Genomic DNA, 23,763 nt, shown 5'->3' on the forward strand with positions numbered 1-23,763 from the left:
ATTTGCTTATGAACCTAAAGATTTCACCAGCTCTCTCACCGAGTTTACAGACTTATTAAACATTTCTTGTTCACTATCATTCATTTTAACTTCTAGGATCTTTTCAATTCCGTTTTTTCCAATAATTACAGGAACACCAATAAACAACTCTTCTACACCATATTCACCATTAAGGTAAGCAGCACATGGTAATATGCGCCTCTTATCTTTTAAATATGATTCTAACATGCATATAGCTGAAGATGCAGGAGCGTAGTATGCAGATCCAGACTTAAGCAGATCAACTATTTCTTTACCGCCATTGCGAGTGCGTTCAACTATTTCATCGACTTTTTTCTGTGTGATAAGACCCATATCGATAATTTGAGTAAGTGGAACTCCAGCAACTGAAGCACAATTGATTAGTGGTACCATAGTGTCGCCATGTCCTCCAAGCACAAAAGCAGATATATCTTCAACTGAGATATTTAACTCACTTGCAAGAAAGTAACGAAAACGGGAAGAATCAAGCACTCCTGCCATGCCAACAATCATATTAGTTGGAAGGTTTGAAAATTTATGCACCACTGAAACCATGGCATCCAAAGGGTTGGTAACCACTATTACAAACGCGTTTGGAGAATATTTTTTAATATTTTCGCCAACCTCCTTCATTACTTTAGCATTGGTTTGCAGGAGGTCATCCCTGCTCATTCCAGGTTTTCTAGCGATGCCAGCGGTTATTATAATTGCATCGGAGTTTTTTATATCTTCATACCTATTTGTGCCAGTAATATTGACATTAAATCCATCAATAGGGGATGATTCTGCTATGTCGAGTGTTTTACCTTGTGGTATTCCATCACTAATATCAAGTAAAACAACATCACCGAGTTCCCTTAGTGCAATCATATGGGTGAGAGTTCCACCGATATTTCCTGCACCGATTAAAGATATTTTTTTTCTTTGTACTGTCATTTTCTACTCCTTTGTATTTACTTTTATGGTTTTACCTTCCCAAGGCGATAAGCTATCAAACATACGAAAATCTTGCGGTAAATCTATAGGATTATACACAACCTTTTTTGTCTCTATATCATATCTTACTTCCTCATAACCAGTGAGAGGGAAATCTTTTAACATTGGATGACCTTTGAATCCATAGTCTGTTAGAATCCTACGCAAATCAGGGTGATCAGAAAACTCTATTCCATACATATCAAACACTTCACGCTCAAACCACAAAGCCGTACTAAATATCTTCGCTACACTTGGAGGCATGTCGCTTTCACATAACTGAAGCTTTATGTGTACTCTAATATTATGCACAATGCTGAGCAGATTGTATATTAGCTCGAAACGCTTCTCTCTATTTGGATAGTCAACCCCAAAAATATCAACTAATAGTTCAAACCTACACTTTTCATCATCACGTAGAAAGAATAGGTACTTTTCAATTTCATCTAAAGTTGAATATATTACAATAATGCCATCATCTTTTTGAATGCACTCGCATTTGGTCTTTTTTTGTATATACTTTGCAGTTTTATCCATTCCGAGTCCGTTTTATTTTGTTTTGTAGGCATAGCATTCCATATAGCAACGCCTCAGCGGTTGGTGGGCATCCAGGGACATACACGTCAACTGGCACAATTCTATCACAGCCTCGGACTACTGAATAAGAGTAATGGTAATAACCACCACCATTTGCACAACTTCCCATGGAAATAACATACTTCGGGTCTGCCATTTGATCATAAACCTTGCGCAATGCTGCTGCCATTTTATTAGTTAGTGTGCCAGCAACAATCATCACATCTGATTGACGTGGGCTTGCACGAAACATTATACCATATCTATCAAGATCATAACGGCTGGATGCAGTATGCATCATCTCAACTGCGCAACATGCAAGACCAAATGTCATTGGCCACAATGAACCAGACCTTGCCCAATTCATTACATAATCTGTTAAATCACCAAATTTAGTGACAAGAAACCCTTCTTTTTTATAACGACCCCAGTCATCATTAGATAGAATTTGATTTGTCATAAACTACTCCCACTCTAATGCACCTTTACACCATTCATAGATAAAACCTATAGTGAGTATTGCAAGAAATACCATCATAGACCAAAATCCACCATAGCTTATCTTAGATAAAGAAACAGCCCAAGGAAAAAGAAAAGCAATTTCTAAGTCAAATATTATAAATAATATTGAAACTAGGTAAAATTTAATGTCAAAATTTTTCCTTGCACTGGATAGTGGATTGAAGCCACACTCATATGTGGAAAGCTTTTCACCATCTGGCTTACTCACTGCAAGAAACATAGGCAATATACCTAAAGCAAAAGATACTACAATTGATACGCAGATAAAGATTACTATGGTTAAATATTCGCTCATTTAACAAAACATATAACACTATGAGTTTACATGCTTTCCTAACTTTTTACCACCTAAAATATGCACGTGAAAGTGTGGTACAACCTGCTCTCCATTTTCACCGTAGTTAGTGACTAATCTATATCCTGTTTTTTCTAGATTATATTTGTGTGCTATCTCTCTTACAGTTTTGAAGAAATCCGCTATTTCCTCTTCAGGAGCTTTTAGAATGAAATCATCATATGAAATATATTGATTTTTTGATATAACTAAAATATGAACTGGTGCGTCAGGGTACTTATCATGAAAAGCTAGTACATTTTCATTTTCATGTACCTTCTCACAAGGTAACTCACCTCTTAATATTTGAGCAAAGATGTTATCGCTATCATAAACTTCATTGCTCATATTTTAAGAGCGACCTTTCCCTCTTTCTTCGTTTTTCTCTACATTAGGTGTAGATAGTGGTTTTATCGCTTCACCAGAAGCATCTTCAAGATTTAAAGAGCTTACAAGTTCCCTTACTTTTACCATGTCCTGCTGTTCTTTCAAAAAGGGTTCTATTCCACTTACCCTTTTTCCAGTAATAACTCCTGGTTGTAAGTGATACATATCCCCAGGAACAGTTAGACTATGATGTCTTTCCTCTATTTTTTTAGCTTCACTCATAATACTCCCCTATAACTTATTTTTGCATTCCACAACTTTGTCTGATGACTGCTTTTGATTATCATATTCCTTATACAATTTTTCTGCAATACCATACAGCAATTTTAAGTCTGTGTGAACTTTAAATTCTCCACCAGTAATTTTTGCTAGATCTTTAAGGTTACCGTCAACTTTTTGTTTAATTTCTTCAATAGCAAGCTTTTTTATCTCCTCTGGACTCTTTCCTTTATAGTCAGTTTTAATGTCTTCAATTATTTTTTTAACATCAACTTCAATTACAATTTTATTTTCTTCTCTATGTATAGTGATGTTTGAATACTCACTTTTTAGTGCTTTTATTTTATTCAATTGTTCATCATTCAAATAAGGTATATCTCCCGTCAGAGTTCTTGACACTAAAAAACTTACCTTTCCTATCCCTTTCTTTTGCTCTGTTATTTGTACACCAAGATCCTTACTAGCCTGTGTGGTTTCTATAGGTGGATCATATTCCCTTTCTTCTTCAGGTACATCTATACCAACAGCTTTCTTTAACGAAACTGTAGCATCATGTTTCATTTCACCCGTTGAAGCAAACGGCTTCTTTATAGGGTAAATAAGTGCTTTAGGCACAAGAGCAAACACCCGACCTGTAGCTTCTACACCTGTTTTAACTGCTCCGCCTATCTTAGCCCAAATAGATTCTGCCATACATACCTCCAAGGTAGTTTCTATAACTAAATACATTTTAATTATAGACGAAAAAATTTAAACTCCTATATCCATTATAAGATAGAATTATAGGGATTGCAACCATTATTTGCACATTGTCTAAAACATGTAGTATTTTCGCTACTTTTATTGTTCAATTTATTATAAAGAATACTCTAAATTATGTTTAAATGGAACACAAATAATATCATTGATGCAACTGGCGGAAGAGACGTAAATGGTTGTAATTGGATACATAGCTCAAATATTTCAACGGACACAAGAAGCATAAAAAAAGGTGATTTATTTATTGCCCTCAAGGGAAAGAATTTTGATGGCCATAATTTTTTGCATGAAGCGTTTTTAAAAGGGGCTGTCGCTGCAATAGTGAGTGAGGGTAAATATAAAAGTTTCCCTCTCATGATTGTACAAGATACCCTGAAAGCTTTGCACGATATGGCATCATACTACATTAGAAATGTTCTTATTGATGCTAAAGTTATTGCAGTTACAGGCAGTGTCGGGAAAACCACTACAAAGGATATGCTGCATACTGTTTTATCGCAATATGGAGTGTCCCATGCAAACGAAGGTAACTTAAATAATAATATAGGATTGCCTTTGACAATTCTGAAAGCTCCAAAAAACTGCCAGTACTTAATTCTTGAAATGGGAATGAATAAAGCTGGTGAAATAAAAGAATTATCAAAAATTAGTAATCCGAATATTGCAGTTATTACCAACATCGAACCTGCACATACTGAAAATTTTTCATCACTATTTGACGTTGCACAAGCGAAGTTAGAAATTCTGTATGGTATGAAAAATAACGGTACTTTGGTTTTAAGCAGAGATAATAAATATTATGATTATCTCTCATCACACGCCAATAGAAATGTAATAAGCTTCGGTAAAGATAAAAATGCTGAAGTTTGTTTACTAAACTTAATAAGAAACGATGAATCTTCTGTCATCCCAGTGCTTGACTACTTGGATCCAGGAAGTTCAATTGCAAATGAGCATATCAGACGGTTGTATAATAAAGACTGGATTCCAGCGTCACGCGCTGGAATGACATCAAACCGAGTTGCTAATAGATTAAGTTTAAAAATCAGGCTGAGTGATAATCAAATTATAAACTGTAATTTACGTGTACAAGGTGAGCATTTTGCTTATTCGCTACTTGCTGTTGCAGCAGTTGTGCAAAGCCTCGGACTTGATTTATCAAAATTACCACTTGCACTTAAGAATTTTAGTGTAGCGAAAGGTAGAGGCAATATTCATAAGGTCAAATGCAATAAAAAATATATACATTTAATTGATGACTCCTATAACGCCAGCCCTGCTTCGATGAAAACTGCAATAAAAACTTTGAGTACATATTCTAATCAGAGAAAAGTAGCTTTGCTTGGTGATATGTTGGAACTTGGTGATGAAAGCATAGAGTTTCATACAGATTTGGTTAAGATTATCACAGAAAATAATATAGATAAAGTTTATACAGTTGGTAAATTTATGTTAGAATTGCATGAGCTTTTGCCAGATAATATAAGAGGCACGCATTTTAATGATTCTAATCAATTGAAAAGTGATTTAGCTAACATTATTCAGAATAATGACGCAATTCTAGTTAAAGGCTCACGAGGAATGAAAATGGATCTTATTGTACGGGAATTCGTAATAAAATATTAAGCGAAATCATTGTATTAATTTACAGTAACAAATTATTAGGAACTTTAATTGTGACAAAACGTGTAATTATTTTTGGTGGAACGGGGTTTATAGGGAAACACATCGTAAGACGCTTGGCAGCAGAAGGATATTTAATAAAGATATTCACTCGTAATCAGGAAAAAGCTGCTTGTTTAAAATTGTGTGGCAATTTAGGACAAATATCAATATTTAAAGGCGATTTTTTTGATGAAAAATCAGTTCTGGATGGTATGGAAGAATGTGATGTAGCTATAAACTTAGTGGGAATATTATATGAAGCAAAAAAGCACGATTTTTACGCTGTTCACGTTAAAATAGCTGAAAGGATAGCAAAAGCTGCAAAAATGAAAAATGTACCTATGATGATACATTTTTCTGCTATGGGAATAGAAAATAGCAAGTTGTCAAAATATGCCAAAAGTAAATTGGAAGGTGAAAAAGCTGTAACTTCAGCATTTCAAAAAGCAATAATAATTAGGCCAAGCCTTGTATTTGGTAAAGAAGACAACTTCTTTAATAAATTTGCAAGATTAGCAACTATTCTTCCTTTCTTACCACTAATTGGCAATGGAACAACTAAATTTCAGCCAATATGTGTAACAGACTTAGCTGAAGTGGTATATCGTATTATCAGTTTTAATAAGCAAGACAAGAAAATTTATAACATGGGTGGACCAAAGGTTTACTCTTTCAAAAGCTTATTGAAGTTTATTCTGAATGTTACTAACAGAAAGTGTTTGTTGATCAATGTATCTTTTCCAATGGCAAAGTTAATAGCTTTCTTTTTAGAAAATAAAATTATTTCTATGCTGCTAAAACCAATAACCGGAGATACGAACCCTATGCTTACTCAAGATCAGGTGAAAGTTATGATGAATAGTTCAATCGAAAAGTCAGTTGACCTTGAAACAATGAAGGTTCGACCATTAGCAATTGAAAATGTGGTGCCAGAGTACTTGAAGATTTATAGAAAGTATTGATAAAAGAGTGTGCCCGGTGGGATTCGAACCTACGACCCACAGCTTAGAAGGCTGTTGCTCTATCCAGCTGAGCTACGGGCACACAACATATATAAAATGCTTCTTAGTACAAGTGAAGTCAAGTACTTCGTGTGAATATGATGTTTATCTTGCGACACCTTGTCATTGCAGTTGTGTGTCGCGCGCTGCCAAAATTGGATGCGAGAAGTCTATTTATTTTAGAAAATATTATATAGAAACTTACTTGACACCCTTCGCCAGCGCCCTTATCATGATAGTGAAGCTATTGTATTTGCTTTCGCCAATCTGCAGATTAAAAGGTAAGGATTACTTAATGTATCGGCGTCTTATGTTCAATTTTTTGCAGTATATAGATACTGTATGTCTTTACAAAACTTCATCTACATCTAGATTTTTATCTAAATAAGCTGAACGCGCTTATAAAGCGTTACAAGACATCAAAAAATGCCAATACTCGACAGAGATAGTAAAAGACTAGCTAACTCGGGGATTCTTTGTCTTTTTTTCTGCTTAGTAAATTTCTTAAACATTTGCAGCGTAAGTTAGTTGCAATTAAAAGCGGCTGAATCTCGCTTGTCAAGCGTTTAAAACATAAAAAACGCCAATATTTTAAAGCGGATAATAACCCCAGGGTTTCTTTTGCCTTTTTTTTCATTTGGTAAATTTCTTAATATTTATAGCTAAACAACAACCGTCATCCCGCTACGTGTTAGCGGGATCTATGCTTTGAGATACCGCGAATGAATCGCGGTATGACGGTGTAGATGATGGTTAAGTAATTCGTCATCCCGCTGCTTGTTAGCGGGATCTATGTTAAGAGATACCGCGAATGAATCGCGGTATGACGGTTAAGTAGGGTGTCATTCCAGTGCTCCTTTTTTTGTCATCCCAGCGTCACGCGTTGGTTTCAACATTATATCATGAACTTTCTAAAATTCATTGAACTGTGCTTTCAAACGGTAGTGCCGGGGTGTGAGTATAACGATTATCAGTATATAAAAGTCATAGCAGATAGGCTGGAAGCAGCGAGCGCTGGTGAAGTGAAACGAATAATATTCAATATGCCTCCGCGCTCGATGAAGTCCATGTGCATAAGCGTTGCGTGGCCCGCATGGATACTGGGAAACCAACCAACTGCGAGAATAATAGTTGCAAGTTATTCTCAGCGGCTCAGCGAAAAGCACTCGCTCGACACCAGGTGCGTGATGCAGTCTAGTTGGTATAGAGCGCTATTTCCAGAGATAGAACTATCCAAAGACCAGAATACCAAATATAAATTTCAAACAGTGCAGAGAGGATACAGAATCGCAACATCAGTTGGTGGAACACTAACTGGTGAAGGTGGTGATTTTATCATTGTGGACGATCCGCTCAGTTCTGCTCAAGCTTTGAGTGAAACGCTTAGAAAGCGTGCCACAAACTGGTTTGATCAGACTTTAGTAACCAGGCTGAACGATAGAAAAAAAGGAGTCATCGTTCTTGTAATGCACAGGCTACACCAGGAGGACTTAACTGGACACCTTCTCTCCAAGCCAAAAAACATATGGCATCATATTTGTTTGCCAATGATTTCTGAAAATAAGCAGGTTATTTATTCAATCAAAAAGCCAATACCTCCCGTTCCTATCATCCGAGTAGCTCAGCACTGTGCGACCAGGCGATTATATAATAAACCAGCGTCACCTGTAAGGATATTATATTCAAGAGAAGAAGGTCAGTTGCTATATCCCCTCGATGGAGGAAAAGAAGAAGTTGAGATAATAAAAGCTGAACTTGGGAGTTACGCTTTTGCTGCGCAATATCAACAAAACCCTCTGCCGCTTTCAAGTGGTATAGTCAAACGAGAGTGGCTAAAGCGCTATAAAAATGTTCCTGATAATCTCTCGCATGTAACACAAAGTTGGGATACTGCGGTTTCAACAAGCGACATGAGCAACTTTAGTGTCTGCACCACCTGGGCAAAAATAGATAATAAATTCTATTTACTTGATGTATATCGCGCAAAGCTTGAGTATCCAAAGCTTAAAGAACAAGTTTTATCACTAGCTGCAAGATGGTCACCACACGCGATTTTGATCGAAGCCAAAACAAGTGGTCAGCAATTAGCACAAGAGCTGAAGGCAAACAGTCATTTGCCCATTATCGAAATAGTGCCACATGATGGTAAGCTCACTCGATTCCACCGGATTGCTCCGATGATAGAGTCTGGCAGGATTATTTTGCCGCATCAAGCAGTATGGCTAAATGATTTTGAGTATGAAATTTTAATGTTTCCTGAAACTCGACACGATGATCAAGTAGATAGTACCGTGCAATATCTCCAGTGGGTGAGAAACAGTACCTCCAGGGTTGCAGCTATACGAGCATTGTGATTTGAATCCACTAGGGATGACACCCTCTTGGATGGAGACCAGTGTCAGCTACTTTCATGACACCCTGACAACCGTCATCCCGCTACGTGTTAGCGGGATCTATGCTAAAAGATACCACGGCGGTATGACGTAGAACTGCTGCTTGTTAGCTGATGAGATACCGCGAATGAATCGCGGTATGACGGTTCGCGGCAGCATGACGGTAAGCTCGTCATCCCACTACTTGTTAGCGGGATCTCTTGTTAGCGGATGAGATACCGCGAATGAATCGCGGTATGACGTAGGACTGCTGTCATTCCAGTGTCAGCTACTTTCATGACACCGTCTACTTTGTAAAATTCACAAGAACCATTAAAATATTTTTTTACTTTTCATTGTATATTTCTCAACATATTATCTTTAAGTACTAAAATAATTAACAATATGGCATTATTAATAGTTGAATCACCTGCGAAAGCAAAGACAATAGGTAAATATTTGAGTAAAGAGTTCAAAGTAGCTGCATCCTTTGGACATGTGAGGGATCTTCCAGCAAAAAACGGTTCTGTCGATCCGGATAATGATTTTGCTATAAAGTATGAAACCATTGAAAAAGCAGAAAAGTATATAAAAGAGCTAGTAAAAGCCGCAAGCAAAACATCAGATATATATCTTGCAACAGACCCAGACAGAGAAGGGGAAGCAATGGCTTGGCATGTGATAGAGACATTAAAAGAAAAGAAAGCAATCAGTAATGAAAACAACATTTATAGAGTAGTCTTTAATGAGATAACAAAAAGAGCAGTACAAGAAGCAATAAAAAATCCACGTGAAATTAATATGGATTTAGTGCGTGCACAACAAGCACGTAGAGCTTTGGATTATCTAGTTGGATTTAGTTTGTCACCACTGCTGTGGACAAAATTGTCGGGAAGCAAGTCTGCAGGGCGAGTGCAGTCTGTTGCATTAAAGATTATATGCGAACGAGAAGATGAAATTAGTAAATTTATAACACAGGAGTATTGGAGCATAAAAGCAGAAATGCAAAATAGCAAAGATGAGGCTTTTTTTGCTATGCTAAGCCACTATGACAATAAAAAGCTAGAAAAATTTGATATTAAGAATGAAGAAGAAGCAAAGAACTTAGTCAGGGAGATTGAATCAAGGCAATATGCTGTAAGCACAGTAGAACGCAAGCAAGTTAAGAGAAACCCGCTTCCTCCGTTTATTACTTCAAGTCTTCAGCAAGATGCAGTGAATAAACTGTATTTTAATGTGAAAAGTGTTATGCGCATAGCGCAAAATTTATATGAAGGTATCGATATTGGTGGTGAAACTGTAGGGTTGATAACTTACATGCGTACAGATGGGTTTCATATTGCAGATGAGGCTATAAACTCAATTAGAGGGTCAATTAAGTCATTATATGGTGATAAATATTTACCGCAGTCTCCTCGTAAATATGTAAAAAAGGTCAAAAATGCTCAAGAAGCACATGAAGCAATTCGTCCAACTGATATCAATAGAACGCCGGGTAGTATTAAGGATTACTTAACGCCAGAGCAATTTAAATTGTATGATTTAATCTGGAAAAGGACCATTGCAAGTCAAATGGAGTCGGCGATTCTTGATCAAGTGGTAGTCGAAATTAGTTCTACTGACCAGAAAGTAATTCTGCGAGCAAGTGGATCAAGTATATTCTTTGATGGTTTTTATAGAGTCTACCAAGATAACATAGAAGCCGAAAATGAAGGCCTGCTACCTGCCATGAAGGAAGGGGAAGCGTGTAAGCTGATTTCAGTTGAGCCAAAACAACATTTCACTCAACCGCCACCTCGTTATAGTGAAGCAAGTATCGTAAAAAAAATGGAAGAAATCGGTATAGGTCGACCATCAACTTATGCAACAATTATTTCGGTATTACAAGATCGTGAGTACGTTTCATTGGATAGCAAAAGGTTTATTCCAAGCAGCCGCGGTAAAATCGTTACTATATTTTTAGAAACTTTTTTTCAGCGTTGTGTAGAGTATGATTTCACAGCACAAATGGAAGAGAAGCTTGATTTAATTTCAAATGGACATGCAGATTGGAAAAAAGAATTAGGCCACTTTTGGGTGCCATTTTTTGGTCATGTAAACTCTGTCAAGCAAATGACGCATGATGAAGTTTTCAGCGGCATTCACGATTTGGTAATCGATTGGTTTTGTTCAGAAGAAGGAAGAAAAGAGGTGAATACGAAATGCCCTGCTTGCTTAGGTGGCATATTGAAATTGAACTTTGGAAAAGCCGGGGTGTTCCTTGGATGTTCTAACTATCCTGAATGCAACCATACAAAAGAAATTACAGGTAGTAACGACAATTCAGAATATCCAAAAAGTTTAGGTATAGATGATATAACAAACCAAGAAGTGATGATCAAAAAGGGTCCTTTTGGACTTTATCTGGAGTTTAATAACGAGTTAAAAAAGAAAAAAACGGTTTCCATACCAAAAGATATAAATGTTAATGAGATTGATCTGAGCACCGCTACTCAGTTACTTTCCTTGCCAAAAGTAATCGGAGAACACCCTGAAACCGGAAAGGAAGTAAAAATAGGCCTTGGACGATTTGGGTACTATATTTTCTATGATGGTAAATACTTTTCTCTTAAGAAAAGCTCCAAAGAGGTGCTGAATACAGAATTGAGCGAAGTTGTACAAATTATTGCAAACAGTCCACGCAAAGAGTTAAAATCTCTCGGGGTTAATGAAAAGGGAAAAGAAGTTTTTATCTGCAACGGTAGGTACGGATTCTATATAAAATGCGGTAAAACAAACGTTGCTTTGGGCAAGAGTGCAGATATTGAGAGTATAGATCTGGAGAAGGCTTTAGAGTTGATTAAGGGTAAGAAGTAGACTTCTTGCATAACCATTATCTACGTTAAAAATCAGCTTTTTTGTCATTCCAGCGTGTGACGCTGGAATCTAGAAAAAAAGAACCTGGATGCCAGTGTCTGGGCACTGGCATGACACCCTTTCTGGTAGAGGTTGCTCTCAAATCACAACGTGCATACAACTGCAGCAGTATGATGTTTTATTTATTATAGCTATAACACTGAAGTTTACAATCAGAACAAACCACTTGGCCACGTGGAACTGATTTCAGTTTATCAGTTGAAACTTGATTTGAGCAGAATATGCATTTTATTGTGTTGCTTGGAGTAAGTGAGTTATCAACAGCAATTCTATCATCAAAAACAAAACATTCTCCTTTCCAATTACCATTTTTATTATAAGTTTTTTCAAGGTAAGAAAGAATGCCGCCTTTAAGATGGTAAACATCACTAAATCCAAGGCTTTTCATATATGCTGTAGATTTTTCGCATCTAATCCCACCAGTGCAGTACATAGCCACTTTCAGGTCTTTACTCTCAGAAAATGACTCTGTCCACTGAGGAAACTCACGGAAACATTGTGTGTGTGGATTAATTGCATCCTTAAACTTGCCTAATTTCACTTCATACTCGTTTCGTGTATCTATTACTAAAACGTCAGGTTGAGAAGTAAAATCATCCCAATGCTCTGGATCAACATATTTACCCTTAAGGGAAATATCAAGATTGCTTACACCAAGATTCACAATCTCTCTTTTTAATTTTACCTTCATCTTGCTAAATGGTTGATATTCTGCTGCACTCTCTTTCCATGTAAGGTCCCTTAGCCTATAATCAGAACGTAGAAAATCGAATATTTTATCAATTGCGTTTCTTTCACCAGATATTGTTGCATTAACACCCTCTTCTGCAAGGAGTATAGTGCCCTTTAACTCAACGTTGTTGCATGCAGCTTTTATTTCGTCTTTCATGTCATAATAATTAGAGAGTTCTACAAAGTGATAGAAAGTTGCAATGACGAAGCTCATGATTATTCACTTATCAACTAAAAACATGATATACAAAATTATAAAGATATTCAATAGTACGGCTGTTAATTACTGGATATCTTCAGTTTTTACATATAACATTTTAATATAAAATATAGATTCAAATTAATGTTTTTAAGAGTATTTAAAAATATATTCTTATTTTTAGTAAGTATATTATTCGTCTGTCCTATACTATCGTTAATATCAATCTTATTTACAGATTCAGCGAATTCCGAATGGGTAATCAGTACACTTTTTCCTGAATATATACTGAGTACGTTAATTTTGATGGTAGGAGTAGGGGGAATATCTTTCATATTTGGAGTAATTCCAGCTTGGCTCACCACATTTTTTTCATTTCCTGGAAGTAAAATTTTTGAGATTGCTTTATTCTTTCCAATATCGATTCCTGGATATATAGTAGCGTTCGTCTATGTAAATACACTAGAGTTTTCAGGTCCGGTGCAGAGCTCATTAAGAGACATTTTAGAGTGGAGCAAAGGTGACTATTGGTTTCCTGAAATAAAATCCCTAGGTGGTGGAATATTAGTAATGGGATTCAGCCTATATCCATACGTTTATATGTTAGTCCGCTCAAGTCTAAAGAATGTTAGTAACTCAGTCACTATTGCTTCAACACTTGGGTTCTCCTCATTGAAGAGCCTGTTTTCTGTCATCATACCCTCCATACGCCCATCAATTATAGCTGGGTTGTCTTTGGTACTAATGGAAGTAATTACAGATTTCGGCACACCACAGTTTCTTGCTATCGATACTTTCACAACAGGAATATATCGCACCTGGTTTTTACTGCATGACAAATATTCAACTACTGTTTTAGCAGTTGCAGAGTTGATTTTCGTTGCAACACTAATAGCTATCGAAAAAAAACTACAAAAAAAAGGAATATCCTACTCTTCAATCAATACCAATTCAGATTATCACAACAAACGGAGTATAAGTGGCACTATACCATTGATCTTTGCTTATCTTATGTGTGTATTGCCGATATTAATAGGTTTTATTTTGCCAATGATTCCGCTCATATATTGGAGCATAGAGAAGGGGTTTTTCATATATGAAGCAAGATTCTATAACATAATAGCAAATAGCGTTAGTTTATCATTCATCACTGCACTAATCTCAATTAGCATTGCAATAATTATTGGATATACGGCGCGTAAAAATAAGGTAATCAATAATGTAGCACGTCTCATTTCTTTAGGCTACGCAATTCCAAATGCAATTATCGCAATTAGCATAATAATATTTTTAAGCAGAATATCCTCTTTCATTACTCAATATATTGTGGAAATTAGCTTGGTAGGAACTATTGGCGCATTAGTTTACTCATATTTATTTCGTTTTTTTGCTATATCTTTCAAGGCGGTAGAGTTAGGGCTCAAAAAAACACCAAATGAAATTGAGTGGACTGCATATACTATGGGTCATGGACCTATTTCCACATGTTTGAATGTTCATATCCCTCTCATCAAGAAGAGTATATTATCGGGATTTTTGCTCGTATTTATGGATACTATCAAAGAGCTCACAGCAACACTTATTATAAGACCATTTAATTTTGAAACTATATCAACTAGAATATATGAACTTGTAAGCGATGAGCGCTATAGAGAAGCTGCCCCATTTTCGTTAATAATAGTTATAATAGGCTTAATCTCTACAATAACCTTATTTACACTTGATGATAAGGATAAAAAATAAACGTAACCGTTCACAGATTTCCACTTAATTCTTCAATCTCACTAATAGAAAGGCCAGTAAACTTGACAATAGTGTTGACATCAACATTATTAGCCAGCATTGCTTTTGCGACTTCAATTTTCCCTTCAATTTTCCCTTCAATTTTCCCTTCCTCTTTACCAATTTTTTTGCCTTTTTCAGTAGCAAGATCAAGTCTGTATTCAAGAATGGCTTCTTCTTTGCGTAGATCCATTATCCTTTCTTCATAGGCTACTAAATCTTTTTCGTTCCAACGAAACTTGTCTAACTCATCATACGCCAGCTTTATTATTGGTGCTTTTTCTGCTATCTCTTTTAAGTCCTCTTCTGTTGTTTCTTCTGCATATTTAAAAAAGAAACACCACCTTTCTATTGTACTTTCTAGCTGCTCTACTTTACTTTTTGAAAATTTGGGCAATTCTATAAAGATAAATTGAAAATCTTTTAAGTAATGGCCGTTAGTTTTTATATCACGTATATTGTGAGTAGAAATATAATCAACTTCTTCAGGAAGTAAGTTACAATTTGATATAGCAATAAAGAAGACTTTCTTTAAATCAATGTAGTTGCCAGATTTATCTAATTGTCTTGAGTAGGCTTTAGCGGCATATAATTGAGCGCGTTTTTCGAAGCCCTTGTCTCTAGCGAGCTGCATTTCTGCTATATATCTATTTCCGTGAGAATCCTTGCAGAGAACATCAACAATACTTTGTTTATCAGAGGCAACTTCGGGATCCATAATAGTGCTAAGAAACTCAACTTCTTGTATTGCATTTATCTCAGTAAACCCTAAAATATCGTTCAAAAAGTGGATCAGGATATTCTTATTTTTTTCCGTTCCAAAGATTTTTTTGAAACACAAATCATTGCGAGGATCGAGAAATTTTGAAAGAGCCATGGCAAAAATGCTTGAAAATATTAATAATTATACACTATTATTAACAATTATTCAACCATATTTTTGAAGATAGCTAGTTTCTGTATTTATTTTAAATTGAAGAAAGCTCAAATGAAAGATCGTGCTTTGCTAAAAATCACAGAATGCAGTCTGGTTACAAATAAACTATTTTGACAGTTAATGGGGTCTAGTTTTGATGTATGGACTATCCAAAGAAAAGGGTGGTATCATAACTTCAAAAACTTTTATGCTTTCTTCATTCAGAAATTCATACTTACCCTGCATTATTCCTGACGGTACATTTAAGTATGTTCCACTTGTGTATTTAAATACCTCTCCAGATTTTATCACAGGTTGTTCTCCGATAACACCAACTCCGGCAATTTCATTTACTTTTCCCTTATAATCTATTATTTGCCAATGACGACTTAACAATTGAATAGTTGATTGGCTTTTGTTTTTTATCTTAACGTTATACATCCATACATAGCAATTTTCATAAGGAATGGATTGCTCTTCAATATAAATTGGTAAAACTGTAACTTCAACAAAGTTGGTAGTTAGTGTGTATTCTATCATTATAAAATATTCATGATAAGAAAATAGTATTTTAATTATATACTTTTTTCATAGATTTTTCAAGTATACTTTAATTAGGAAATATCAATTTATAGTATGAATGAACCAGATGCGCTGAGCAAAAAAGTAATAGGAATAATAGGTGGTGGACAATTAGGTAAAATGACTGCTATCGCTGCAACAAAACTTGGACAAAAAATACATGTTTTTGCCAGTGCTAAAGACGATCCAGCTTGTTCTATTGCTGATGATTTCACAATAGCAGATTTCTCTGATAAGAAAGCGCTTGAATCTTTTGCACAGAGTGTGGATTTGGTCACTATTGAGTCTGAAAATATTCCATGTAGTGCAATTGATATCGATGTAAATTTTTATCCGGGTAAAAAAGCGTTACACATTGCGCAAAATAGGCTTAGAGAGAAAGATTTCATTAGAAGCTTGAGTATAAAAACTGCTGAATACAAAAGTATACAAAATTATAATGAGCTACTGAAAAGCAGTAGAGCTTTTGGCTATCCAACAAGGCTGAAAACAACAGAAATGGGTTATGATGGAAAAGGGCAATATGTGCTTGAGAATGATTCTGAAGTGAAGCAATTTGCTTCCTTTGATTGGAATACAGAGTACATTCTTGAAGCAAGTGTTGATTTACTGAAAGAGGTTTCAATAGTCGTTGCAAGAGATAAAAACGGTAAAGTAGCTTTTTTTCCTATAGCAGAAAATTACCACGTTGATGGAATACTTGATACTTCAACAGTGCCAGCTAAAATAGATAGTAAATTAACTCAAGAGGTACAACGAGCTGCAAAGAAAATAGCAAATGCGCTTGATGTAATAGGAATTCTGGCTATTGAATTTTTTGTTACTAAGGATAACGAATTGTTAGTTAATGAACTAGCTCCCAGACCTCACAATTCTTGCCACTGGAGCTTGGATGCATGTAACGTTAGTCAATTTGAACAGCTAGTTAGGATAATATGCGGGCTACCTATGCAGGAAGTAGTATTACGCTTTCCTTGTATGACGAAAAATATAATAGGTAATGATATATATGATTCTCATAAGTATTTGAGCAACGAAAAAGCTAGTTTAACCATATATGGGAAAAAAGAGGTTAGGGATAAGCGTAAAATGGGACATGTCAATATAGATTTAAGTTAACAGTTTTTCTACGTCATACCGCCACAACTGTACGAACATTGTGATATGATGAGATGTTACATAGTAAACGGTGTCATTCTAGCACCTCTTTTCCCGTCATCCCGCTGCTTGTTAGCGGGATCTCATTTCACTTTGTGAAGGTGTCATCCCAGCACCTCTTTTCCCGTCATTCCGCTGCTTGTTAGCGGGATCTCATTTCACTTTATGAAGGTGTCATTCGAGTAGCCTGACTACTTGGATCCAGGAATTTTATTAAGTTGGTAAGCATAAAAGTGGCTGATCTTATGTTAAAACACAACGTTCTTGATGAGATTACAGCAAGGCTGGGTTCCAGCGTCAGCTACTTGAATGACAGCAGTCCTACGTCATGCCGCCGCGGTATCTCTAGATCCCGCTAACAAGTAGCGGGATGACGATTGTCGTTTAGCCATAAATATTAAGAAATTTACCAAATAAAAAAAAAGGCAAAAGAAGCCCCGTGGTTGGCTAATTACTTACATTATACTTTCAAGTATGGCGTTTTTTTATTCTAAACGCTTAATAACCGCGATTTAGTTGCTTTTAAGCCGCAACTAATCTAAATTATAAACATTAAGAAATTTACTAAACAGAAAAAAAGGCAAAAGAAACCCTAGGGTAGCTAGTTATTCACTATCCATTTTTTAAATCGGCGTTTTTTGATGTTTTAAATGCTTTATAAGCGCATTTCAGCTTATATTAGGTAAAAACCTAGAAATTTTATAAAGACATAAGGTGCACATAGTGCAAAAAATTAAACATGGGACGCCAGATACGTGAGTTTTTTTGTCATTTAATCTGTACAGAGAAGATAAATAAATAGCTTCAGTTTCATGATAAGGGGGCTGGCGAAGGGTGTCAAGTAAGTTTTTTCGTTTCTATTCCCAATAAAAGTTTGTATGCAATAACACAGAAGCATGCACTGCTATTCCTTCATTTCTTCCAATATAACCTAATTTCTCTGCAGTGGTTGCTTTGATATTTACAAATTCATCATCAATTTCTAATGCTTTTGATATGAATTTCTTCATTTCTACTTTGTAAGGCGATATTTTAGGCTCTTCACAAACTATAGTAATATCTAAATTAGACACGCTGTACCCTTTTTCCTTTGCTTTTTTAGCAGCAAAGTCAAGAAAGTGAGATGAATTGCAATCTTTCCATTCAGAGGAACTAGGAGGAAAGTGCTCTCCTATGTCGCCACATCCCAGTGCTCCGAGTATTGCATCAACGATTGCATGTATTGCAACATCACCATCAGAGTGCGCTTCTATTGCCATGTTGTGTTCAATTTTCACACCGCAAATTTTTATAAAGCTTTCAGCACCATTTTGAACTTTAATGAACTTATGTATATCATAACCGGCTCCGACACGAAATTTTGGCTCTTCAAAAAGAAGCTTTGCCATATTGATATCCTCTTTTGTGGTTAACTTAAAATTGCTTTTCTCACCTTTAATAATCGCAACATGTTTTTTGTGCTCTACCATTAGTGATGAATCGTCAGTAAATTCTTTGACTGATTGATGGCATGATAATAATTCTTTGAAATTAAAAATTTGAGGGGTTTGTATGGCTCTGAGCTTTCCTCTTGAAATCGTAGATTCAATAAAACTATTACTCACCAATGACATAGTGTCTTCAACTTCTATTGCTGGAACTACTCCTGTATATTGATCATTAATCATAGATTCAACCAAGTTATCTATCAGAACATCTGACACAAAAGGCCTACAAGCATCGTGTATAACTACAAAATCTGGGTTAATTTTTTGTAAGCTTTCAAGCCCTAGTTTAACTGAACTTTGCCTGTTTTCTCCTCCGTATACAGGGCTTAGTAATTTAGTGTCTGTAATTAGTGATATAGCTTTCTCATAGAAACTTTCATGGTCTCTATTAATTGCTATTCTTATGTAATCTATATATTGGTTAGCCAGAAATCTTTTAATTGTATGAAATAAAACAGATTTACCTGCCAGTTTTATATATTGCTTAGGAATCGTAGAATTGCATCTACTGCCTACTCCCGCTGCAACTATTAATGCTGCTATTTTGTATTTCTTAGCGCACATATTTCTTTTTGTAGAAGCTTTCCTCTCTATCCAAGATTCTTTCCGAAAAATAAAATTTCTGACATCATATAAAAGTTACTTCCCCTATTAACTAGCATAATTATAATAGCAAAAGAGATATTTAGAGAGCTCAAAATCTATCTTTGCCTGCGGATTAAACAACTAAATTTTAGTAAAAAATGATAGTATTACAAATCGTAAAATACTTTCAACATAGGAAAAATAAATTGCATATTTTTCAGTAAATTAGCTATGCTAAACACATGCAAAAACGTCATATAACTATTTGTTTCATACTGCTTTTTATAATAGGGATGTTATTCCTGATGCGTCCTATGATTTTTCCATGTTTAATATCTATTATTATTGCATATTTGTTTAATCCGCTAGTAGTCAAGTTTGAAAAGTATAGAATACCACGTTCATGTTCTGTAATTTTTATAATACTTATTTTATTAATAGCTTTTATACTAGTCATAACATTTGTTTTACCTATTATATATGTTCAAATTACTTCAATATTAAATTTCTTAGTGAGTAAAGTGCCTTCATTAAAGTTTAAAGTAATCCCCTCTGTATTAGAATTTCTTAATATGAAAATCGAGGATAGCTTATTTGATCATTTATCTAAAAATCTAGCAGAAAATTACAGCAACTATGTATCTTATTTCATGAATGCTCTTGATATTGCTAGTAACTTTATAATCCAAGTGTTAAGTTCAAGCTTTAACACGGTATCATTAATGGTGATTACTCCTGTAGTGTTTTTCTATATATTACGTGATTGGCCTTTAATTATAGAAAAAGCTGGTAAATTAATCCCTATTCCTTACAGAGGAAAAATTGCAGATTATTTTTCCAAAGTGGATTTCATTATATCTAATTATCTAAAGGGGCAGGTAAATGTATGTATTGTCATGATGGTCTTTTACTCTGTGAGTCTGAGCATAATTGGATTGGAACACTCTATTGTTATTGGAATTTTATCAGGAATGTTAACGTTCATACCTTACGTAGGGCCATTATTATATACCATTATTGGGTTTTTGAGCGCTATCACTCAATTTAGTGGATGGTTTGAAAGTGCTGCTGTTTTGCTATTATTTGGTGTTGGACAATTAATAGATTCAAACATATTAGTTCCTTTATTAATAGGAAAAAAAGTTCATATACATCCAACTGTAATTATTCTGGGAATTACTATATGCGCTTCATATTTTGGATTTACAGGTATATTACTTTTTATTCCAATAATAGCAATGTTCAATGTATCAGTAGAATATGCAATCAATAAATATTTTAAAAGTGAGCTTTATAAAAACGGCTAACAGACCTTTTGCATAATCAATTTATGGTAAGAGGAGAAATGAGCCCAGAATACCTGACACATTTGAGGAGCGTAAGTAAATTTCTGCGCAAAAATTACTACCAGAAAGAGGTTACGTAAGAGGTTCAACGTGCAATTAAATTTATTTAACAACAATCAAGCTGATTATAGCCGGCAAAATTACATCATCTTAGATGAAAATAAGCACGTATATAATTCGGTAGTTAATGATTTATCTTGGAAATGTCTGATTCTTTTTGGACCTAAAAGCTCCGGTAAAACTCATCTTGCTCATATTTGGCAATCAATAAACGATGCAATCTTTATCAATGTGAATAACTTCGTAAGCGAGATTAGGTATAGCGATGCTTTTATTTTAGAAGACGTACAAAACATTAAAGATGAAGCAATGTTATTACATTGTTACAATTACATGAAAGAAAACGACAAGAGGCTGCTAATCACTTCTTCAATTTCACCAAAAAAGCTTAACTTCAAACTAAGAGATTTAAGTTCTCGAATATTATCAACTATCAGCGTAAAAATTTTGCCTGCAAGCGAGGAATTATTAAGAATTATGCTAATAAAACGATTTTCAGATAAACAGTTAAAAATTGATTTAAAAGTGATTAATTATATTTTAGCAAGAATAGAACGTTCTTTCTATAGCATTGATAAAATTATAGAAAAGATAGATAATGAATCTATAGGGTCAAATGTGACCGTTCCTTTTATTAGCACTTTATTAAAAAAAGATGCCATTTGATTTCTTCTTTTGTAAAGGTGTATATTAAAAATTTATTAACACCCATAACACTAACGTAATTGGAATCTCTATCTGTCCATGTTAGAATTATAATCAATGTTATGTTATAATAAATATAGATAGATACAGCTAAGAAGTATTCTATATTTATAGTAGAGCTCACTTTATAAGGTGTTTTTTATAGATTTAACGTTATAATTTAACTATGATAAGAGTAAGATTAAATTTAAGAAAAAGGTTAAAGCAAAAGTTTGTGATGTTCACTCTATTGATAAATGCTTTATTTGTCTCATATTTTCTCATAAGAAACACAGGGAACACTTCTAATCAAATTATAGCCAAAGAAATAAATATAGGAACTGATAATGAAAAATAAACAGTCGCAAAATAAAAAAGAAAATCTTTACATAACATATTACATAGATGCTTTAGCTTCAGAGAGGTCCGCTGCACAAAATACTCTGGAAAGTTATCGTTCGGATTTACACCAGTTTGAAGAATTTTTATTGGAAAGCGGCACTACCTTGGTTGGTGTAAACAAAACCAATATTAAAGATTATGTGAAATCTTTATGTACACAAAAAAAATATAAAAGTAGCTCTATATCAAGAAAAATATCCGCTATGAAAAATTTTTACAAGTGTCTATTTAATGACGGAATAATAGATTTTAATCCAGCGCCGGATAATGATGCTGAATTAAAGAATCCAAAAGTTTCTCGTCCTTTGCCTAAGTATTTAAGTGTCGAAGAAATATTTTTGCTAATGGACACAGTGAGAAAATCAGCAAGCGAATCGAATAAAGAGATAAGCAGTAAAAGGCTATGTGCGATTTTAGATATCCTTTACTCTTCTGGAATGCGTGTTTCTGAACTAATTAGTATGAAATTATGTGAAGTGTCACATTTAATAAACAGTAATAACAAAGAATGCTATATAATAATAAAAGGAAAAAGTGGTAGAGAGAGGCAAATTCTTTTTAATGAACAAGCATTGCAGAGCCTTAGAAATTATTTATCAGTTCGTGATAATCTGATCTCTAAAGAAAAGGAATCCGATTGGCTATTCCCAGGTGATAAACCTAATAAACCAATTACAAGGCAGAGGGTCGGTCAATTAATGAAGGAGTTGGCAAGAAAATGCAATATTGATGAAAATAAGATCTCTCCACACGTGATTAGGCATTCTTTTGCTACCCATCTACTAAATAGCGGAGCAAATATTGTGTTGATACAGAAAGTTCTTGGCCATACTAACCTTTCTACAACACAAATATATACTCATATTGCTAACGAAAAGTTAAAGGACAAATTAGCTGATTCGCATCCTATTACTCAGATGATCAATAATTAAATTTATTGTTTTTAATTTGTAATAAAGTTAAATTTAAATAAATTTATGTGAGTTTGTGATTTCAAGTTTATTGTTTAATTTCTTTCTTATATTATGGGAGGTATTCTATACTTTCATTACTCTCCCTGTAATTTTCTTTTCTGAGTGTGTAATAACCATTTTCCTCGTCTGTTCGGTGAGAGTTGTATTATTCATGCTGCGTTTATTATGTGGCATTAAATATGAAGTGAGGGGAATGGAAAACATCCCTAAGCAACCTTTTATCATTGCATCTAAACACCAATCTCCATTTGAAACATTTATTTTTATACTACTATTTAGAAAAGCGGTTTTTATTTTAAAACGTGAATTGAAATGGATTCCATTCATTGGTTTGCATCTTATAGCGCTGAAAATGATTTTTATTAACCGTTCAGATGGTATCAGTTCTATACGCCATATAATCAAACTAGCAAAAATGCGTATAAAAGAAAATAGAAGCATAATAATATTTCCTGAAGGTACAAGAACAACTATAAACCAAAATATAAAATATCAACCAGGTATTGCTGCTTTATATAGCGTATTATCTGTTCCTGTGTTACCGGTTGCTTTAAACACTGGTTTGTTTTGGCCAAAAAGCATACTTTCTCTGAGAAAGAATCCCGGAAAGGCAGTAATAGAAATATTGCCCCCAATATATCCTGGGTTAAACAAAAATGAATTCTTGCAAAGTTTAGAAAAAATTATTGAAGAGAGAAGCAGTAGATTAACCATAGGAAAAACTGATATTGCAAATTAACAAAAAAACTTTATAATTAAAAGAAAAGTACAGTATTTTAGGTATTAATATATGGCAAATCATAAGAGTGCTAAAAAAATGATAAAGGTAATAGCAAAGCGCACTTTAATAAATAAGATGCGGAAAAGTAAAACTCGCACCTCTATTAGAAAATTGGTTGATATAATCAAGTCTGGCGACAAAGAAAATGTTGTTCTGGCATTTCGGAATGCTGAATCTAATTTACACAAGTGTGTGAATAAAGGTGTTATTCATAGGAATACTGCTGCGCGTAAAATAAGTCGCTTAAATGCAAAAGTAAAAGCATTGATGACCGCTTAATACGGTTAATGTAAAGTTAACTGTATTAATATATACTCCTCAGTTTGTA

At 34.6% G+C, this 23,763-nt stretch carries 24 protein-coding genes and 1 tRNA gene; 13 read left to right on the plus strand and 12 right to left on the minus strand.

The annotated features are described in order from the left end of the window. Positions 1–6: 6 nt before the first annotated feature. Genes mdh through ABWU48_RS00495 form a run of 7 tightly spaced genes read right to left on the minus strand, consistent with a single transcriptional unit; the run spans position 7 to position 3,727 of the window. Positions 7–957, minus strand: coding sequence for a malate dehydrogenase (gene mdh, locus ABWU48_RS00465; protein ID WP_209472522.1), 951 nt, complete (start codon positions 955–957; stop codon positions 7–9). A gap of 3 nt (positions 958–960) precedes the next feature. Further along, positions 961–1,533 carry an NADH-quinone oxidoreductase subunit C gene (locus ABWU48_RS00470; protein WP_006279573.1) on the minus strand — a complete coding sequence of 191 codons (573 nt, stop codon included), beginning with the start codon at positions 1,531–1,533 and terminating at the stop codon, positions 961–963. After that, on the minus strand, positions 1,526–2,032 hold the full coding sequence (locus ABWU48_RS00475) for a NuoB/complex I 20 kDa subunit family protein (protein WP_006279574.1): 507 nt from the start codon (positions 2,030–2,032) through the stop codon (positions 1,526–1,528). Before ABWU48_RS00475 ends, ABWU48_RS00470 begins: the two co-directional genes overlap by 8 nt. 3 nt (positions 2,033–2,035) lie before the next feature. Further along, entirely contained in the window at positions 2,036–2,389 is a 354-nt protein-coding gene (locus ABWU48_RS00480; protein ID WP_006279576.1) for an NADH-quinone oxidoreductase subunit A, read from the minus strand. Between the two features lie 18 nt (positions 2,390–2,407). Further along, entirely contained in the window at positions 2,408–2,776 is a 369-nt protein-coding gene (locus ABWU48_RS00485) for an HIT domain-containing protein (RefSeq protein ID WP_010082356.1), read from the minus strand. A gap of 3 nt (positions 2,777–2,779) precedes the next feature. Then, positions 2,780–3,037 (minus strand): hypothetical protein, encoded by a 258-nt coding sequence (locus tag ABWU48_RS00490; protein WP_006279579.1) that lies wholly within the window; start codon positions 3,035–3,037, stop codon positions 2,780–2,782. A gap of 9 nt (positions 3,038–3,046) precedes the next feature. Beyond that, on the minus strand, positions 3,047–3,727 hold the full coding sequence (locus ABWU48_RS00495; protein WP_353288386.1) for a hypothetical protein: 681 nt from the start codon (positions 3,725–3,727) through the stop codon (positions 3,047–3,049). A 183-nt stretch (positions 3,728–3,910) separates the two neighbouring features. Between ABWU48_RS00495 and ABWU48_RS00500 the strand changes: the two genes are divergently transcribed. Both ABWU48_RS00500 and ABWU48_RS00505 read left to right on the plus strand, forming a co-directional pair. Further along, complete coding sequence (locus ABWU48_RS00500; RefSeq protein ID WP_353288387.1) at positions 3,911–5,419, plus strand: UDP-N-acetylmuramoyl-tripeptide--D-alanyl-D-alanine ligase; 1,509 nt, start codon at positions 3,911–3,913, stop codon at positions 5,417–5,419. A 50-nt stretch (positions 5,420–5,469) separates the two neighbouring features. Next, the gene (locus tag ABWU48_RS00505) at positions 5,470–6,420 is read left to right on the plus strand and encodes a complex I NDUFA9 subunit family protein (RefSeq protein ID WP_010082395.1); all 951 of its coding nucleotides are present in this window, start codon (positions 5,470–5,472) and stop codon (positions 6,418–6,420) included. Between the two features lie 8 nt (positions 6,421–6,428). Here ABWU48_RS00505 and ABWU48_RS00510 read toward each other — a convergent pair. After that, positions 6,429–6,502, minus strand: a tRNA-Arg gene (locus ABWU48_RS00510). A gap of 859 nt (positions 6,503–7,361) precedes the next feature. Between ABWU48_RS00510 and terL the strand changes: the two genes are divergently transcribed. The 3 genes from terL (at position 7,362) to ABWU48_RS00525 (ending at position 11,878) form a co-directional block, all read left to right on the plus strand. Continuing rightward, positions 7,362–8,813, plus strand: coding sequence for a phage terminase large subunit (terL, locus tag ABWU48_RS00515; RefSeq protein WP_353288388.1), 1,452 nt, complete (start codon positions 7,362–7,364; stop codon positions 8,811–8,813). A 423-nt stretch (positions 8,814–9,236) separates the two neighbouring features. Beyond that, positions 9,237–11,687: a type I DNA topoisomerase gene (gene topA / locus ABWU48_RS00520; RefSeq protein WP_209472532.1), complete on the plus strand. Its 2,451-nt coding sequence runs from the start codon at positions 9,237–9,239 to the stop codon at positions 11,685–11,687. 56 nt (positions 11,688–11,743) lie between these two features. After that, the gene (locus tag ABWU48_RS00525) at positions 11,744–11,878 is read left to right on the plus strand and encodes a hypothetical protein (protein WP_255407365.1); all 135 of its coding nucleotides are present in this window, start codon (positions 11,744–11,746) and stop codon (positions 11,876–11,878) included. Here ABWU48_RS00525 and ABWU48_RS00530 read toward each other — a convergent pair. Further along, positions 11,866–12,693 (minus strand): rhodanese-related sulfurtransferase, encoded by an 828-nt coding sequence (locus ABWU48_RS00530; RefSeq protein WP_264705861.1) that lies wholly within the window; start codon positions 12,691–12,693, stop codon positions 11,866–11,868. The two genes, ABWU48_RS00525 and ABWU48_RS00530, sit on opposite strands and share 13 nt — an antisense overlap. A 129-nt stretch (positions 12,694–12,822) precedes the next feature. Between ABWU48_RS00530 and ABWU48_RS00535 the strand changes: the two genes are divergently transcribed. Further along, a complete protein-coding gene (locus tag ABWU48_RS00535; RefSeq protein ID WP_353288389.1) occupies positions 12,823–14,421 on the plus strand; it encodes an ABC transporter permease in 1,599 nt (532 codons plus the stop codon). 10 nt (positions 14,422–14,431) lie between these two features. Here ABWU48_RS00535 and ABWU48_RS00540 read toward each other — a convergent pair whose 3' ends face one another. Continuing rightward, complete coding sequence (locus ABWU48_RS00540) at positions 14,432–15,337, minus strand: Rpn family recombination-promoting nuclease/putative transposase (protein WP_353288390.1); 906 nt, start codon at positions 15,335–15,337, stop codon at positions 14,432–14,434. A gap of 177 nt (positions 15,338–15,514) precedes the next feature. Further along, the gene (apaG, locus tag ABWU48_RS00545; RefSeq protein WP_007549064.1) at positions 15,515–15,916 is read right to left on the minus strand and encodes a Co2+/Mg2+ efflux protein ApaG; all 402 of its coding nucleotides are present in this window, start codon (positions 15,914–15,916) and stop codon (positions 15,515–15,517) included. Between the two features lie 96 nt (positions 15,917–16,012). On the opposite strand from apaG, the gene ABWU48_RS00550 reads away from it, so the two are divergent. Beyond that, a complete protein-coding gene (locus tag ABWU48_RS00550) occupies positions 16,013–17,077 on the plus strand; it encodes a 5-(carboxyamino)imidazole ribonucleotide synthase (RefSeq protein ID WP_010082017.1) in 1,065 nt (354 codons plus the stop codon). Between the two features lie 896 nt (positions 17,078–17,973). Here ABWU48_RS00550 and ABWU48_RS00555 read toward each other — a convergent pair. Next, positions 17,974–19,167, minus strand: a complete 1,194-nt coding sequence (locus ABWU48_RS00555; RefSeq protein ID WP_209472538.1) for a bifunctional 2-C-methyl-D-erythritol 4-phosphate cytidylyltransferase/2-C-methyl-D-erythritol 2,4-cyclodiphosphate synthase — start codon at positions 19,165–19,167, stop codon at positions 17,974–17,976. Positions 19,168–19,430: 263 nt separating this feature from the next. Here ABWU48_RS00555 and ABWU48_RS00560 point away from each other — a divergent pair, with 263 nt between their 5' ends. The 6 genes from ABWU48_RS00560 (at position 19,431) to rpsT (ending at position 23,714) form a co-directional block, all read left to right on the plus strand. Further along, a complete protein-coding gene (locus ABWU48_RS00560) occupies positions 19,431–20,495 on the plus strand; it encodes an AI-2E family transporter (protein ID WP_353288391.1) in 1,065 nt (354 codons plus the stop codon). Positions 20,496–20,624: 129 nt separating this feature from the next. Further along, positions 20,625–21,260: a DnaA ATPase domain-containing protein gene (locus tag ABWU48_RS00565; RefSeq protein WP_006280257.1), complete on the plus strand. Its 636-nt coding sequence runs from the start codon at positions 20,625–20,627 to the stop codon at positions 21,258–21,260. Positions 21,261–21,465: 205 nt separating this feature from the next. Then, positions 21,466–21,636 carry a hypothetical protein gene (locus tag ABWU48_RS00570; RefSeq protein WP_007549057.1) on the plus strand — a complete coding sequence of 57 codons (171 nt, stop codon included), beginning with the start codon at positions 21,466–21,468 and terminating at the stop codon, positions 21,634–21,636. Next, positions 21,626–22,612, plus strand: coding sequence for a tyrosine recombinase (locus ABWU48_RS00575; RefSeq protein WP_353288392.1), 987 nt, complete (start codon positions 21,626–21,628; stop codon positions 22,610–22,612). Before ABWU48_RS00570 ends, ABWU48_RS00575 begins: the two co-directional genes overlap by 11 nt. A gap of 193 nt (positions 22,613–22,805) precedes the next feature. Next, complete coding sequence (locus ABWU48_RS00580; RefSeq protein WP_010081980.1) at positions 22,806–23,393, plus strand: lysophospholipid acyltransferase family protein; 588 nt, start codon at positions 22,806–22,808, stop codon at positions 23,391–23,393. 51 nt (positions 23,394–23,444) lie between these two features. Next, positions 23,445–23,714 carry a 30S ribosomal protein S20 gene (gene rpsT / locus ABWU48_RS00585; protein ID WP_012673338.1) on the plus strand — a complete coding sequence of 90 codons (270 nt, stop codon included), beginning with the start codon at positions 23,445–23,447 and terminating at the stop codon, positions 23,712–23,714. Positions 23,715–23,763 lie beyond the last annotated feature (49 nt).

The sequence above is a fragment of the Wolbachia endosymbiont (group A) of Tromatobia lineatoria genome (assembly GCF_964028565.1).
Lineage (GTDB): Bacteria > Pseudomonadota > Alphaproteobacteria > Rickettsiales > Anaplasmataceae > Wolbachia > Wolbachia pipientis.